20 protein-coding genes and 1 pseudogene are annotated in these 15,166 nt (G+C 40.7%); 18 read left to right on the top strand and 3 right to left on the bottom strand.

Annotated features, from left to right (window positions below):
• Positions 1-59: 59 nt before the first annotated feature.
• On the top strand, positions 60-674 hold the full coding sequence (locus WMO43_RS02800; protein WP_353529876.1) for an ABC transporter ATP-binding protein: 615 nt from the start codon (positions 60-62) through the stop codon (positions 672-674).
• A gap of 680 nt (positions 675-1,354) precedes the next feature.
• Positions 1,355-2,275 (top strand): RpnC/YadD family protein, encoded by a 921-nt coding sequence (locus WMO43_RS02805; RefSeq protein ID WP_353529878.1) that lies wholly within the window; start codon positions 1,355-1,357, stop codon positions 2,273-2,275.
• 578 nt (positions 2,276-2,853) lie between these two features.
• On the opposite strand, the gene WMO43_RS02810 is transcribed toward WMO43_RS02805, so the two are convergent.
• Positions 2,854-3,288 (bottom strand): threonine/serine exporter family protein, encoded by a 435-nt coding sequence (locus WMO43_RS02810; RefSeq protein WP_353529880.1) that lies wholly within the window; start codon positions 3,286-3,288, stop codon positions 2,854-2,856.
• Complete coding sequence (locus tag WMO43_RS02815) at positions 3,285-4,058, bottom strand: threonine/serine exporter family protein (protein WP_353529881.1); 774 nt, start codon at positions 4,056-4,058, stop codon at positions 3,285-3,287. The genes WMO43_RS02810 and WMO43_RS02815 overlap by 4 nt, the downstream gene beginning before the upstream one ends.
• 180 nt (positions 4,059-4,238) lie before the next feature.
• Between WMO43_RS02815 and WMO43_RS02820 the strand changes: the two genes are divergently transcribed.
• From WMO43_RS02820 to WMO43_RS02865, 10 genes are all read left to right on the top strand, one after another.
• Entirely contained in the window at positions 4,239-4,373 is a 135-nt protein-coding gene (locus WMO43_RS02820; protein WP_353529883.1) for a hypothetical protein, read from the top strand.
• Positions 4,374-5,012 (top strand): stage V sporulation protein AA, encoded by a 639-nt coding sequence (locus WMO43_RS02825; RefSeq protein ID WP_353529884.1) that lies wholly within the window; start codon positions 4,374-4,376, stop codon positions 5,010-5,012.
• The gene (locus WMO43_RS02830; protein ID WP_353529886.1) at positions 5,002-5,433 is read left to right on the top strand and encodes a stage V sporulation protein AB; all 432 of its coding nucleotides are present in this window, start codon (positions 5,002-5,004) and stop codon (positions 5,431-5,433) included. Before WMO43_RS02825 ends, WMO43_RS02830 begins: the two co-directional genes overlap by 11 nt.
• A gap of 16 nt (positions 5,434-5,449) precedes the next feature.
• The gene (spoVAC, locus tag WMO43_RS02835) at positions 5,450-5,920 is read left to right on the top strand and encodes a stage V sporulation protein AC (RefSeq protein ID WP_177962489.1); all 471 of its coding nucleotides are present in this window, start codon (positions 5,450-5,452) and stop codon (positions 5,918-5,920) included.
• A gap of 577 nt (positions 5,921-6,497) precedes the next feature.
• Positions 6,498-6,821: a PadR family transcriptional regulator gene (locus WMO43_RS02840; protein ID WP_177962488.1), complete on the top strand. Its 324-nt coding sequence runs from the start codon at positions 6,498-6,500 to the stop codon at positions 6,819-6,821.
• On the top strand, positions 6,818-7,504 hold the full coding sequence (locus tag WMO43_RS02845) for a DUF1700 domain-containing protein (RefSeq protein ID WP_353529887.1): 687 nt from the start codon (positions 6,818-6,820) through the stop codon (positions 7,502-7,504). The genes WMO43_RS02840 and WMO43_RS02845 overlap by 4 nt, the downstream gene beginning before the upstream one ends.
• Positions 7,501-8,358, top strand: coding sequence for a DUF4097 family beta strand repeat-containing protein (locus WMO43_RS02850; RefSeq protein WP_353529890.1), 858 nt, complete (start codon positions 7,501-7,503; stop codon positions 8,356-8,358). The genes WMO43_RS02845 and WMO43_RS02850 overlap by 4 nt, the downstream gene beginning before the upstream one ends.
• Position 8,359: 1 nt before the next feature.
• Entirely contained in the window at positions 8,360-8,551 is a 192-nt protein-coding gene (locus WMO43_RS02855) for a PspC domain-containing protein (RefSeq protein ID WP_177962485.1), read from the top strand.
• Between the two features lie 137 nt (positions 8,552-8,688).
• Positions 8,689-9,186 carry an RNA polymerase sigma factor gene (locus WMO43_RS02860; protein WP_177962484.1) on the top strand — a complete coding sequence of 166 codons (498 nt, stop codon included), beginning with the start codon at positions 8,689-8,691 and terminating at the stop codon, positions 9,184-9,186.
• Positions 9,187-9,201: 15 nt separating this feature from the next.
• A complete protein-coding gene (locus WMO43_RS02865) occupies positions 9,202-10,128 on the top strand; it encodes an RsiV family protein (RefSeq protein WP_353529894.1) in 927 nt (308 codons plus the stop codon).
• 92 nt (positions 10,129-10,220) lie between these two features.
• Here WMO43_RS02865 and WMO43_RS02870 read toward each other — a convergent pair whose 3' ends face one another.
• A complete protein-coding gene (locus tag WMO43_RS02870) occupies positions 10,221-10,787 on the bottom strand; it encodes an ECF transporter S component (protein WP_353529897.1) in 567 nt (188 codons plus the stop codon).
• 206 nt (positions 10,788-10,993) lie between these two features.
• Between WMO43_RS02870 and WMO43_RS02875 the strand changes: the two genes are divergently transcribed.
• The 6 genes and pseudogenes from WMO43_RS02875 to WMO43_RS02900 all read left to right on the top strand — a co-directional run bounded on the left by WMO43_RS02875 (position 10,994) and on the right by WMO43_RS02900 (position 15,122).
• Complete coding sequence (locus tag WMO43_RS02875; RefSeq protein WP_353529899.1) at positions 10,994-12,745, top strand: S8 family peptidase; 1,752 nt, start codon at positions 10,994-10,996, stop codon at positions 12,743-12,745.
• A 90-nt stretch (positions 12,746-12,835) separates the two neighbouring features.
• Positions 12,836-13,102, top strand: a complete 267-nt coding sequence (locus tag WMO43_RS02880; RefSeq protein ID WP_177962495.1) for a type II toxin-antitoxin system Phd/YefM family antitoxin — start codon at positions 12,836-12,838, stop codon at positions 13,100-13,102.
• Positions 13,086-13,397 (top strand): type II toxin-antitoxin system RelE/ParE family toxin, encoded by a 312-nt coding sequence (locus WMO43_RS02885; protein WP_353529901.1) that lies wholly within the window; start codon positions 13,086-13,088, stop codon positions 13,395-13,397. The genes WMO43_RS02880 and WMO43_RS02885 overlap by 17 nt, the downstream gene beginning before the upstream one ends.
• Positions 13,398-13,688: 291 nt before the next feature.
• Positions 13,689-14,162, top strand: coding sequence for a helix-turn-helix domain-containing protein (locus tag WMO43_RS02890; protein ID WP_353529903.1), 474 nt, complete (start codon positions 13,689-13,691; stop codon positions 14,160-14,162).
• 215 nt (positions 14,163-14,377) lie between these two features.
• On the top strand, positions 14,378-14,518 hold the full coding sequence (locus WMO43_RS02895; RefSeq protein ID WP_177962460.1) for a hypothetical protein: 141 nt from the start codon (positions 14,378-14,380) through the stop codon (positions 14,516-14,518).
• Positions 14,519-14,616: 98 nt separating this feature from the next.
• Positions 14,617-15,122 (top strand): annotated as a pseudogene (locus WMO43_RS02900) (type III toxin-antitoxin system ToxN/AbiQ family toxin).
• Positions 15,123-15,166: the final 44 nt, after the last annotated feature.

Genomic DNA, 15,166 nt, shown 5'->3' on the forward strand with positions numbered 1-15,166 from the left:
TATGAGAAAAATGTTCCGAAAGGTACAATACAGATAAATAACAAGGTGGAGGGCATATCATGTTAAAGATTAAAAATCTGACAAAAGTATATGGAGACAAAAAGGCAGTGGACAATCTGTCCTTACATATCCGGCCGGGAGAAATCTATGGATTTATCGGGCATAATGGTGCGGGGAAAACGACAACCATTAAATCCTGTTGTGGAATATTACAGTTTGACGAAGGGGAAATCCTGATCGACGGAACCTCCGTAAAGGAACAGCCGCTTGCATGTAAAGCAAAGCTGGCATATATTCCGGACAATCCGGATCTGTACGACTTTATGACGGGGATACAGTTTTTGAATTTTGTGGCAGACATTTTTGAAGTAGGTGCAAAGGAACGTCAGGAGTGTATTCGCAAATATGCAGATATGTTTGAATTGACGGAGGATCTTGCACAGCCGATTTCTGCTTATTCCCATGGTATGAAGCAAAAACTGGCGATCATTTCCGCTCTTGTCCATGAGCCGAAGCTGATCATCATGGATGAACCTTTTGTGGGGCTTGATCCAAAGGCATCACATCTTTTGAAAACGACCATGCGGGAGCTTTGTGAATCCGGCACGATGGATGAAGTCAGAGGCGATGCTTCTTTAGAAGATGTATTTTTGGAATTGGAGCATGTGCAATGACAAAAACATTGATCAAAAAACAACTGATGGAAGTCTTTGCATGGCTTTATATGGCTCTGATGGGTATTGTCAGTGTGACCTTAGGAGTGTTCGGAGGGAGTTTTTAACACATTTTCCACTCTGTATCAGGCAAAGGACAATGATCTTTTGTTTGCAATGCCGATCACTGAACGGAGCTCGCTGGGATATACGTTTTCTAAAGCAGTTCGGGAGGAGTGAGTTGAGTTTTACATTGAGATTTCCTATACTTACATGAATTAAAAATTTTAAAATACAAGTTCTCAAAACTTCTGATTAAGTAATCTTAGTGATTTTCTACACAATGTAGCAGTTCCCAGCTATCCCCACAGACAGTTGCGAGGCTTCCGTCGTGATGAGCAAAAAGGCGTGTGAGACGAACAGGAAACGCAGCATGTCAGTGGGGATAGCCGAAGACAGCGGCATCCTATAAAGGAAAAAATACTCATAATCGCATTCAAAATCGGTTGTAACCCATTCGCCCCCATGCTATAATACCCTCAAAGCATATTTTCTTATATAAGGCGGCATTTCTGCCGTAGTCTATTACAAATCTTATTCAGATCAGAAAATTCATGCTTTTCCAACATTATGAACAGCAGGAGTTTTCGCGAAAAAGGATAAGAACTCCTGTAAAACAATTTCAAACAGGAGGTAATACTATGACAGAAACCCAAAATGAGATCAGTGTTGCAAGAAACCACAAGGACAGATTATTTCGCATGATATTTCGTGAAAAGAAGGAACTATTGAGCCTTTATAATGCAGTCAACGGAACATCTTACACAAACACAGAAGAACTAGAGATTGTAACCTTAGAAAATGCCATCTATATGAATATGAAAAATGATCTGGCATTTATCATGGATTCATACCTGAATCTTTATGAACACCAGTCCACTTATTCCCCGAACATGCCATTGCGGGATCTGTTTTATATTGCAAAAGAATTGCAGGGGCAGGTCGATTACAGGGATCTGTATCGCAACACACTGATTAAGATTCCAACACCGAGATTTTTAGTTTTTTACAATGGTTCGGAGGAGCAGGCAGAAAAGAAATACTTACGTCTGTCGGATGCTTTTCAAAAATCCATGGACGACCCGGATTTAGAACTGGTAGTAACCATGCTAAACATCAATCTCGGAAAGAACCGGAAACTTTTAGAACAGTGCCAAACCTTAAAGGAATATGCTATCTATGTGAAGAAAGTAAGAACCTATGCAAAGAGCATGAAAGTAGAAGAAGCGGTAGACCGTGCGGTGAGAGAATGTATCAATGAAGGAATCCTGCGGGAGTTTTTGCTTCGAAACAGGAAAGAGGCGGTGGAAATGAGTATTTTTGAATATGATGAAGAAGCAGTCTTTGAGATTGTCCGGAAAGATGAATATGAGAAAGGACATCAGGAAGGAGTCATTGCAGGGAAGGCAGAGGATATTTTAGAACTGCTAGAAGATATTGGCACAATACCAGAGGAAGTGCGTGAAAAAATAACAGGTGAAATTGATCTTGAGATTTTGAAAAAATGGCACAAATTGGCGGCTAAGTCAGAGTCTATAGATGAATTTGTGTCGAAAATGTAAGTAAGGGAAATGTAGTTAGAGAGGGTATTTGTTCAGCGAGTTTCCGATGATTATTCCAAGTTTCCTTGTGCTGAGCATTCCGATGAACCTCCTCCAAAGCAGGAACCGTGTTCGCCAGAGGGCTCCACGCTTCCAGGAGTTTCATCTCCATAGCACAAAAAGAAACTTTTCATAATCGTCGGAAGCTCGCTGGGATATATGTTTTCTAATGCGGTTGGGGAGAGTAAGTTAAGCTCTACGTTGAGATTTCCGAGAAGGTGTTGCCGGATGATAGTGGCGAAAGAGACATAGATATATAAAACGGTTTTAGTATCGTGAATAGATTTTATTATGTAAACTTATCGATTTGTTGAACCTTCTTTACAATCATTAGAGAATCTTCTATATTGATACAATGCTGTTTCCCGGCTATCCCCACAGACAGTTGCGAGGCTTCCGTCGTGAGGAGCACACTGCCGCTCATGTTTTGTGTCTGTTTGAGCCTGTAGGGCGAGTTGCATAAAACATGAGCAAAAAGGCGTGTGAGACGAACAGGAAACGCAGCATGTCAGTGGGGATAGCCGGGAACAAGAATACCCCTACGAGCATTTCCGATATTTCTGTATCCATTTCATCGGTATCGCAGAACCGAAGATAATGCCCAGTGCAATAGCACCTGCCATCTTGAAAGTTTCCAGCCCCATAGAGGCAGCCATTCTGCCGTGATTCATGATCAGGTGGTAAGAAGTATAATAGATTCCGGCACCCGGAACTAAAGGAAGGATTCCTGTTACCAGATAGATAGTAACGGGAGCTTTTTTTATAATAGAAAGTATTCTTGCTAAAACGGTTACAAAGAAGGTAGCAAAAAGGGCAGCGATTACAACACTGTTGCCGAACTTTTGAAAAAGCAGGTACATTCCCCAGGTAAAGCAGCCGCAAAGACCGCAGGCAAAATACTGTGAGCGTGGAGCAGAAAACAGTATGGCAAAAGCAAAGGTAGAAATAAACGCTAATAATAATTGTCCGATCATAATAAAGTACCTCCGAAAAACTGGTAACAGGTCATCACGGCACCGACTCCCACAGCGATACAAAGGGCTGTTACAAGTGCGTCTACCATGTGAATGACACCGGAAAGAAAATCTACATTAAAGAAATCCCGAATAGCATTGGTTAAAAGCAGTCCCGGAACAAGTGGCATGATACAGCCGATGACCATTTTATCGACCATGACAGGTGCATGCAGGGCATAAGGTAAAATGCTGAGTGCCGTTACGAGAGCACTTGCGGCAATCGTATAAAAAAAGCGGGAGGACTGCCGTATTCTGGCATGGTACAAAAAGGACTGCAGGGCAATTCCAATAAAAAGAGAAAAAAAGCAGTCTAAATATTTTCCACCAAAAAGCAGGGTAAATGCGGCACAGCCAAATCCGGAAGCCAGGTGTCGGAGTAACTGTTTTTCACTGAGAAGGGTGCTGCAGTTTTTCATTTTTTTGATAGCTTCGCCCGGAGGATAGTGGAACTCACAGATTTCGCGGGAGAGCTGGTTTACGGCAGCGATCCGTTCTAAATTTACATTGCTGAAAGCAACATGACGGACCAGACTGTAGGGGTGGCTGCCCTGTTCATCAATGGTGGCAAAAATTCCGTTTGAGAGAACATAGACATTGTAGTCTGTGATGCCGTAGGATTCAATGATCCTCATCATCGTATCTTCCACGCGAAAAATTTCGCCTCCGTTTTTTATGAGAATTTCTCCGGCAAGCACTGCCAAAGATAAAATTTCCTGATTTTTATTCATAGTGACCTCGTGTATTTGTATCATTGTAAATTAGCGATGTGTGAGAAATGACCTCACGCAATCTATAAATAAAGTATGCAAAAAAGAGGAGCTTGTCAATATTTATTTCAATAAAAAAGAAAAGAATATTTTTAGAAAAAACTGACATACTAGAGGCAAATGGAAAAACGAGGTGATAAGATGAAACAGAAGACATACAGACTGTGTCTGTTTTCCATGATCGTCATTGTATTGGTAGTTGGGCTCCTTTGTTATGATCGTGCAGGAAAACAGGCACAGAATATGGCAGGTGCTGTGCTGGTGATGGAGGAATAGATGAGCAGTCAGACGATTTATATTAAGATAGATAAAAATGTATTGGTGCATAACCGCAATATTACGCTGGGTGACATCGCGAAAATTGAGTGTACGGATGTCGGGATGTTGCGCAAGATCCGTCAGAAAAAAGTGTATTCTTTTCAGGGAACGCATGCGAAAAAAAATCAGTTTCAGGTATTTTCCATATTAAAGATCATTCAGCTGATCCATGAGGATTATCCGAATGCAGATGTGCAAAATGAGGGTGAGGCAGACTTTATTGTGGAATATGTGCCAAGACTGAATCCACCGATGGGGGTTGCTTATTTAAAGACCATTTTATTGTGCATTGTGATCTTTTTCGGTTCCGCCTTTACGATCATGGCATTCAATAACGATGTCGGCGTCAGTGAAGTTTTTGCAAAATTTTATATGCAGGTGATGGGAAAAGAGTCCAGTGGATTTACGGAACTGGAAGTGTTTTATTCTATCGGTATTGCGTTTGGAATCCTGGTATTTTTTAACCATGTCGGAAGAAAGAAGATCACACCGGACCCGACTCCGCTGCAGGTGGAAATGCGTAAGTATGAAAATGATATAGATACAACATTTATCGAAAACAGCAGCAGGGGAGGAAGCAATATCGATGTGGGTTAACCATGTGATCTTAGCATTGATGGGATTGTTTGCAGGCTTTGCAGTATCTGCCGGAACATTTGCTTTTTTAATTGCCATCGGTGTTATCCCGAGACTGATCGGAAAGTCGAATACGGCAAGGGCGGTATTTTCTTATGAAACGATGATCCTGTTAGGGGGCGTTGTTGGAAATGTGATCTCCACTTATTCGGATATGTCCATGCCGGCAGGCAGGATTTTGTTGATCATATTTGGTTTTTGTGCAGGCATTTTTGTGGGCTGCATTGCCGTTTCTTTAGCAGAGATCATCAATACATTTCCCATTGTGTTCCGGCGTTATAAATTGAGTATCGGACTGGCATGGGCACTGGCATTTATGGCATTTGGAAAAATGGCGGGTGCATTGTTCTATTTTTGGACAGGGTATATGAGTACGCTGTAATAAGGAGGAAAACAGAGTGAAGGAAGAAGATAAGCAGATTCAAAATGAAGAGTATAACGAGTATGTAAAACAGGTGACTCCGACGAATAATCTTTTTGGAAATATGGTAAAAGCGTTTATCGTAGGAGGCGTTATCTGTGTCATCGGTCAGGTGATCTTAAACGTAGCTATGAACCGGTTTGGACTTGACAAAGAGACGGCGGGAAGCTGGTGCAGTATGTTGTTGATCTTGTTGAGTATTATTCTAACAGGATTTAATATTTACCCAACGTTCGCAAAATGGGGAGGTGCCGGAGCATTGGTGCCAATCACCGGATTTGCCAATTCCGTGGCTTCGCCGGCAATCGAGTTCAAAAAAGAGGGTCAGGTGTTTGGAATCGGATGTAAGATATTTACGATCGCAGGGCCGGTCATCCTCTATGGAATTTTTACAAGCTGGGTGTTAGGACTCATTTACTGGATCGGACGATGCGTGGGATGGTTTTAAAAGCAGATGTTGTCCGGACAGATGTTGTATAGCCGCAGTAGCAGGACATCATGGATGTTAGAGTTTGCTATTGCGGTTTTTTTACTCTATAGGATTAGGGGCAAAAGACGGTTTGAAATTTTTGGATTGGCAACTTGCACAAATCCGGGTCTATTTTGTTCCGTTGTACGAAAATAAGAAAATCTAAGTCTGTCTGAGTCAGGCTGCAATGGAGTGACGTGTACGTCTTAAACGCCCCGTCCATGGGTCATTAAGACTTTTGCTGCCGTCCATGGCAGCAAAACACTGTACATGAACAGCCAGACTAAGATTTACTAATTTTCTCCCAAAGTCACAAAAGCAGTCCCGGTTTTGTGCAAGTTGCCGACCACTAAGGTTGTGAGCCGTCTTTTGCGATACTAATCTCTATAGGAAATATTGTGTTACATAAAAGTATAAAATTCGTGTTTTCGATAGAGCAAGAAGCCCTTCAGGCGAAGATGTGCAGCACACTTTTGTCTGTAACATATCCAACATACTTGACAACCAATATTATACGTCATATAATATTGACTATCAAATAGCAAGGAGAGATTCCATGATTTTTCAGACGGGTGCGGCTCTTTTGGATGCAATCGTTCTTGCAGTTGTTTCCAAAGAGGAAGAAGGCACATATGGATATAAGATCACACAGGAAGTACGCAGTACGATCGAGGTTTCGGAATCGACACTTTATCCGGTACTCCGACGACTGCAAAAGAACCGGTGTTTAGAAGTATACGATGTGGAATGTGCGGGCAGGAACCGGCGGTATTACAAGATTACAGATGCCGGAAGAGCACAGCTTTTATTATATCGCAGGGAATGGGCGGATTATTCTTCTAAAATCAGTCTGCTGTTTTCTGGAGAGGAGATTAAATGAACCGAAAAGTATTTATGGAGAGACTGCGTGAGTGTTTAGCAGATATTTCTGCGGAAGAAAGAGAAGATGCACTTACATATTATGAGAGTTATTTTGAAGAAGCCGGTGTGGAAAATGAGGCACAGGTCATTGAGGAACTGGGTTCTCCTGAAAAAGTAGCAGAGAACATCAAGCGTGATCTGCTCGAGGAACCGCAGAGCAGTATCCAGGCACCGGAATGTATGAAAAAGGAATCGTCAGAGGATTTTTCATCAGAAGATTTTGAAAAAAACGAACAATACGAAGAATATGAACAAAAGGATAAGTCAGGAAGGATTGCTATGATCATTGTAATTGCTGTTTTAACGTTTCCAATCTGGATCACTGTGGCAGCAACATTATTTGGACTGATCGTGGCAGCTTTTGGCGTGTTGTTCGGATGTGCAGCGGGAGGCATTGCCGCAACAGTGGGACTTCTGATATCAGGAGTGGCATTAATTGGCATGGGAATCGGTGGATGTATCTCCGGAAGTATTGCAGCGGGAATCCTTGTGACGGGAGCCGGATTTTTCGTAATGGCAATCGGAATCCTTTTATTGATCTGTGTTGTATGGATCTGTGGCAGGGCAGTTCCGATATGTTGCCGTTGGATCGTTAATCTTTGTAGAAAACCATGGCAAAGAAGAAAGGAGCGTATGTCATGAAAAAATTTGTGAAAGGCTGTCTGATCTTAGCAGCCGTATGTGCGGTACTTGGCGGTGTGGCATGCGTGACCGGACTGGTATTAGGAGCCGGAACGAGAGAATTGCAGCAGGCATTTCGTGAGAGTGGATTAAAAGACTGGATTTGGGAAATCGGTTCGGATAGTTCAGAGGAATCTTTTGACTGGGAAAAGGAAAGTGACGTGTCAAAGACGCTGGATAGTTTTTCAAGTGAAGAGATCGATTCTTTAGAAATTGAATTAAAATATGGAACATTAGATATAGAAGAAAGTGATACGGATGAAGTCACGGTAAAAGTAGAAAAAGATCAGGAAAAATGCAAGGCTACGGTCAATGACAGGGTATTAAAGATAGAAGATACGCGAGAAAAAGGGATCAAAGGACATAATTACCATGTGCTGTTACTGATTCCAAAAGGAATGGAGTTCGACCAAATAAAAATTGATAATGATGCAGGAACGGTGGATGCACATGACACTACTTTAAAAGCACAAAACATCAATTTCAAGGTTTCTGCCGGAGAGATTATGGCGGAGCGTTTAGAGACAGAAAAGTTAAAGCTGCGGGTAGGTGCCGGAAATGCAGACATCGATGAGCTGAAAACAAGTGATGCAGATCTGACCTGTGGAGTTGGAAATATTGATGTAAAACTCATGGGCACTGAAAAAGATTACAATTATCAGGTAAGCTGCGGAGTAGGAAATATTTCAATCAATGACCAGGATTTTTCTTCACTGGGCAAGGATAAAACCGTGGATCATGGTGCTAAAAAAGAGATACGCTTAGATTGTGGAGTAGGAAATATTACATTGGTTACAGAGAAGGAGGAAATTTGAGATGGAAACAAAGAAATTGTATCGTTCTAAAAAAGACAGAGTTTTTGCAGGAGTATGTGGAGGAATCGGTGAATACCTTGGCGTGGACCCGACCGTGATCCGACTTCTGGCAGTGATTTTAGGATTTACGGGAAGCGGTGTGCTGGCTTATATTGTGGCAGCTATCCTGATACCGGAAAATCCGGTGTATTAAGGAAGTACCGAAAGACCCTGATATGCAGTCTGTGTATCAGGGCTTTTTGCGTTAAAAATTTCATAAAAGTATTGAAACTTTTTGCTATGTAGGGGAATCTAATGATTAGAAAAGAAAAAAGGAGGTACAGGCAGGTAATGTTTTTTCAAAGAAAAGACGTAAAGGAACAAAAGATAGAAGAACTTTTGTTAGAAAACTATAACAGATATTACCGATTGGCATACAGTTATGTACACAATGAAGCGGATGCAGCAGATATTGTACAGAATGGAGCCTATAAGGCAATACGAAATAGTGATTCGTTGAAAAATGTGGAATATGCACAAACGTGGATCTATCGGATTATGCTGAATGAGATTTTTCAATGTGCCAAAAAGAAACAGATGGTTTCATTAGACGAACTGCCGACAGAACAGGGACAGGAAGATCACTATGAAAATATTGATCTGAAAAGAGCATTAGATCAGATGAACCCGCAGGATAAGGCAGTGATCGAATTAAGGTATTTTGAGGATATGAAGATAGAAGATATTGCAAAGGTGTTAAATGAAAATGTCAATACCGTAAAAAGCAGACTTTACCGGGGACTGAAAAAACTTCGGTTAGAACTGACAGATGCGTGGCAGTGGGAATAGAAAGGAGATATTGTTATGGAAGAAAAAAAGAAGAACAATGCAGCAACATTAGAACAGGTAAAAAAAGAGTATCAAAAGCCGTGTATGACACAAGAACAGGTGGAACAGATGAAACAAAGGATAGAAGAAGCAAAAGCAGAAAAACAAAAGAAGGCCGCCAATTCCTATATGGGAAGAAAAATAGCAGCCGCTGCAGCAGTGGTTGTCGCAGCGTTTATCGTTTTGCCAAATACATCTGAGAATGTGGCACATGCAATGAATCAGATTCCTGTGTTAGGAGGTCTGGTAGAAGCAGTTACTTTTCGGGATTACAAATATGATAACGGAAAGCATACCGCGGATATTGAAACTCCAAAACTGTCTGTGAAAAAGAGTAAGACAGATCAGGAGGATTCAAAAACACAGCAGAATCTAAAAGAGACTACGAAGGAAGTAAATGCAGAAATTCAAAAACTTACCGATCAGATCGTAACGGAGTTTGAAAGTGGTCTGAAAGATCAAGAAGGGTATCAGGAGATGCAGGTAAAGCATGAGGTACTCAGCACCACAAAAGATTATTTTACATTGAAACTGATCTGTTATCAGGCAGCCGGAAGTGGTGCGGAAACCGATTATTATTATACGATCGATTTAAAAACAGGAAAACGGCTGGCGCTGGCAGATCTGTTTGTAGAAGGTGCCGATTATATTACTCCGATCAGTGAAAATATTAAACAGCAGATGAGAGAACAGATGAAAAAAGATGAGAATGTTATATACTGGTTAGATGATCCAGAGGTGTCGGAATGGAACTTTGAAAAGATTACGGACCAGACATCATTTTATCTGAACCAGGATGGAAAACTTGTCATTTGCTTTAATGAAGGTGATGTGGGACCGATGTCCATGGGATGTGTACAATTTGTAATTTCAAATAAAGTCATTGCAGATATAAGAAAATAAATTATCATTTAATAAAAATACCCTTTACCGGTCAGAAACCGGCGAAGGGTATTTTTTAAAATAAAGCGTTACACGCTTTGGTATTTCATCTTTTAAGCACAGATCCATTCTCTTGCATCTTCAATTTTCATAAGTACCGGAAGCAGTACCAGACTGATGACGATTCCGGTAACACCCTGTAAAATGTTGAAAGGAATACCGGAGGCACTAGAAGCAATACCGGCAGCAAGTGTTGCAGAGTTAAAATGTCCACTGGCGAGAGCAGCAAGTCCTGCTTCATAAACAAAGTAGCCAAATACCATAACGGCTTCACCGATGATACCACCCAAAATGATGCTTAAATATTTTGCACCATTTCCGTTAAAACGATGCTGCATGCGGTGGAATAAGAAGCCTGCAACAAAAGCGGTAAGCGCTTTGATGATCAGTGTGGCAGGTGCCCAGGAAGCATATCCTGAAAAAATATCTGCAAACATAGAACCGATGCCGGCGGAAAGTGCACCGCCTAAAGGTCCAAGAACGATGCCACATAAGAGGACAAGACCGTCTCCTAAATGAATATAGCCTAAGGTAGGTGTTGGGATTTTAATGATCATGGTGGCAATGCAGGTCAGAGCAGCCATTAATGCACCAATCACAAGTTTTTTTGTGTTTTTCATATCCAATTCTCCTTTTCTTTGTCTGTTGTTACTGCACATTATAGAGAGAAGATGGCTGTTGTAAAACATCCAGTTTCAAAATAATTACACAAGCCAGTTTAGATATGATCCGATATCAGGAACGATAATGAGATAAAGAAAAACAGAACATAACCGGTTCTTTTTTAATAAATATTTCGTAAATTATAAAAAACGGAATTTTTTATATGAATAATGAAAAATTAGAAAACCAGTTAAATCTTGCCTTGGAGGCAACCCGGCGGGAAAGAGAAAAGTCGGAAGAATTGGAAGTCGGATATGAGAAAAGTACCAATACATGGGAGCTGATTGTCAAATATAGTGGGAATATCAGTCCTCTGGAAGATGTAGAGCGTGGAATTGTGATTGAACAGTTGAGTAATGAATATGCGATTGTCCGCATACCGGAGAATCTGATTGCGGAGTTTGTGGCAAACCCGGAAATTGAATTTGTGGAAAAGCCTAAAAACCTGTATTTTTCACTGGTGCAGGGAATCCGTCAATCCTGTGTTTTTCCGGTGCGCAGAAGTCCCTATTTTTTAGAGGGAAAAGATGTTATTACGGCAATTATTGATTCGGGAATTGACTATTTTCATCCTGATTTCAGAAATGAAGATGGCAGTACCAGAATTCTTGCATTATGGGACCAGACATTACAGCCGGGAGAGGGTGAAAAACCGCCATATGAATTTCGCCGGGGGGTAGAGTTTTCAAGGGAGGAAATTAACCGTGCATTGGAGGCTGGAAGTGAGGCGGCGGGGCTTCAGATTGTGCCAAGCCGTGATGCGAGCGGACATGGCACCCATGTGGCAGGCATTGCGGCAGGAAATGGCAGGGCATCCGCAGGGCGATATACCGGTGTGGCACCGAAAAGCGAGCTGTTAGTGGTAAAGCTGGGATATCCGGGAGAAAATGCATTCCCAAGAACCACAGAACTGATGACGGCGTTGGATTATGTCATACAAAAAGCTATAGAGTATCGCAAACCGGCAGCCGTGAATATCAGCATTGGTAACACTTATGGCGGTCACAGTGGGAGGTCTTTGTTAGAGACTTATATAGATGATATTTCTAATTACGGAAGAAATGTAATCTGCGTTGGCAGTGGAAATGAGGGGGCAGCCAGAGGACACGCACAGGGAACTTTGAGAGAGGGATTTTCAGAAGAAATTCAGTTAGCCGTAGCACCTTATGAGGCAACGTTAAGCGTTCAGATATGGAAAAATTATGCCGATGATTTTGATATCAGCATCATTGCACCTTCCGGTAAAAAAGCCGGACCACTTCAGCAGATTTTAGGTGCACAGCGTTTTACACTGGATGGAACAGAAATTTTGCTTTACTATGGAGAACCGAGTCCATATAGCCCGTATCAGGAAATCTATATTTCATTTTTGCCGGTCGCAGATTATATCGATAGCGGTGTCTGGAGATTTGAATTAATACCGCACAGGATCGTACAGGGAAATTATAATCTGTGGCTGCCAAGTCAGGCAGTATTAAGTTCGGGAACCGGTTTTTTATATCCGTCAGAAGAGATTACGCTGACCATTCCATCTACAGCCTCCAGAGTCATTACCGTAAGTGCCTATGATGCCTATTCCATGCAGCTTGCTGATTTTTCCGGGCGCGGCTATACCAGAGAAACAAATCAGATCAAACCGGATCTTGCAGCTCCGGGTGTTAATATTACCTCCTGTGCACCGGGCGGAGGATATGTCACGGCATCGGGAACATCCATGGCAACACCGTTTGTAACCGGAGGAGCGGCACTCCTGATGCAATGGGGTATCACCGATGGTAATGACCCGTTTTTATACGGTGAAAAAGTAAAGGCATATTTCATCAAAGGAGCAAGACGCATTGAAGCGGTGGCGGAATATCCGAATCCGGAGATTGGGTGGGGGACGCTGTGTGTGGCGGAGAGCTTGCCGGGGTAATTTGAAAGACATTGATAATATACAAAAAAAGAGATATAATTATATCGATAAAATGATATATCTATAAGATGATAGGAAAGGATGAAGAAAATGATTATTAAGGCTTCAGCAACACTTCGGAACGATTATGCTTCTATTTCTGATCTTGCGAAAAAAACAAGAGAACCGATTTATATAACAAAAAATGGGGAGGGAGACGGAGTATTTATGAGTATTGATGCTTTTGAGAAAAGAGAGCAGGCATTAGAACTTCGTGCAAAAATCATGCAGGCAGAAGAGGAACGGTTAAGCGGAGCAAAGACAAAAAGTATCTCCGAAGCAAGAAAGGAATTGAGGAAACGTGCAGGAACAATATAAAGTTGAGATACTTCCGACAGCATGGGAAGATTTGAAAAAGATTGAAGATTATTATCTGCTTCAATTTGGCGTGGAATCCGCTATGAAAGTTACAGAACAGATTTTGGACAGTATTGAACGATTAGAGAGTTTTCCTGATTCTGGTTCTCTGACACCGGATAGATGGCTGAACGGGCAGGGGTATCGAATGGTCATATCTAAAAGGTATGTTTCTATATATCGACCGATAGGAAAAGTAGTTTATGTGTATCATATTACAGATACGCAGACAGAGTATACGAAATTGTTTTCGTGATGGTAAAGAGGTAGCAGGATGAAAGAATGTTCAGTTTGCCAATCCACTGGAAAAATTAAAAATCGAAAATATAACCAGAGCAAAAGTAACGAATACAAAGAGGGTAGAGAAAAATTTGCTTGCCGGGGTAAAAAATAGCACCTTTTGATTTTGGGGAAATCCAGTAAATATACGGCTTTACAATGGATTTTGACAAAGTAAATCATGTCGTTGATGAGCATATTAGATTTTGTTAAAATAAGATTAACAGTTAGTGCTAAGTGTAATATAATCGAAAGGTAACGATATACTATGAAACGTAAAATCAGATATCAGGCAAAGACAGATTTAAAACTATTGAGACGTATTAATGGAATATCCAAAGAATATGTGGCTGATAAGATTGGCTATACTATAAGAAGCCTAGAACGGATGGAAAAAGAAAATGCGGTTACAACAGAGCGTACTGCACATCAATTATGCAGTTTATATGATTTGGTGTATGAAGAACAATTTTTTATCGTGGATAAAAAATCACTGGAATGTGTTCGGCGATGTTTAGTGGAGAATAAAAAAGTACCGGAGCATATTGTCTACCATAATAGTAAGTATTATCTTTTATATGTCAGGAAGGTGGGATTGTTTCAAGATTGTATTGCAGGAAATGTAATGTGGGTTGGAAATTATAATCGAAATATGGAACGGCGAAGACTAAGGGAAGTTAATGCGAATGTAGTTTTGCAAGAAGAGCCTGCCATTGAGATAATAAATAGTGAAGATGAGTGATGTTATTGGTATCATAATCTAATCATTGGTAAGTTGTATAAGGTGATTGTATCAGAAGGGTGTATGGAAAAGTGTCTACGAACATGTTTAGATGAAGTGATAGTTACACAAGATAATCTTCATTCGTATGACGGAATGACAGACATTGCTTTTTTGGGAACTAAAAAAAGATATTACTAAAATTCGTGCAATGCACAAAAACAAGGAGCAACACTATGGAAATTAAAAGAGATGTATACCTTGAACAGTTTAAAATACGAAAAGATAATGGAATGATTAAGATTATTACAGGGAAATGCGTTAATATAGGACGGCACCGAACAAAAGGAGAAGATGAAGCAGCAGAGTACAATTAATGTTTACGGAAGGATAATAACCCACAGAGGGCTGAGATGCTCCTTATCCTCGCAACACCAATATCCATGAGAAGATTGCTGAAGCCAAGAAGCATAATATAGATGATAGGGTTTCTTCGGTGTCACCTCAGATTGGGAAGCAACATCGAATATATGTAGGCACAGTAGTTGTTTGCAATAATCATAAGTATCTGATTCCATTATCACATCCGGTTGAAAAACACAAGAGAATGAGCCAAGAGCTGATTTTGATAAGATAATAGACAAAAAAGGAAAACTTTTGGGAGTGCTGAATTATAATCTTATGATTCCGGTAGAGGACAATCAACTTATAAAAGTTGACTTGAAGGAGAATAAAAAAGATACTCCAGCTGAAAGACATTATAAACAACTATGTATAGATGAGCTTACATGGTGTAGAAAAAATGCTGAGATAATAATTAATAAGGCTAACTGCTTATATAATCTATGTATGGGAGATTCAAATTATAAGGGGAAGACAAGATGCCTCAATTTTGGTAAAGTGTCAGGTGTGTCTCAGTTGCGGAAATGTGCTGGAATTTGTAAAAGAGGCGGTTACAGATGTAGTTTTTTCCTATCTTGACATAATAAAAGAAAGATGATAAGATAACACTGTTATTAAATAAC

The organism is Maccoyibacter intestinihominis (assembly GCF_040096355.1).
Taxonomy (GTDB): Bacteria; Bacillota; Clostridia; order Lachnospirales; family Lachnospiraceae; genus Maccoyibacter; species Maccoyibacter intestinihominis.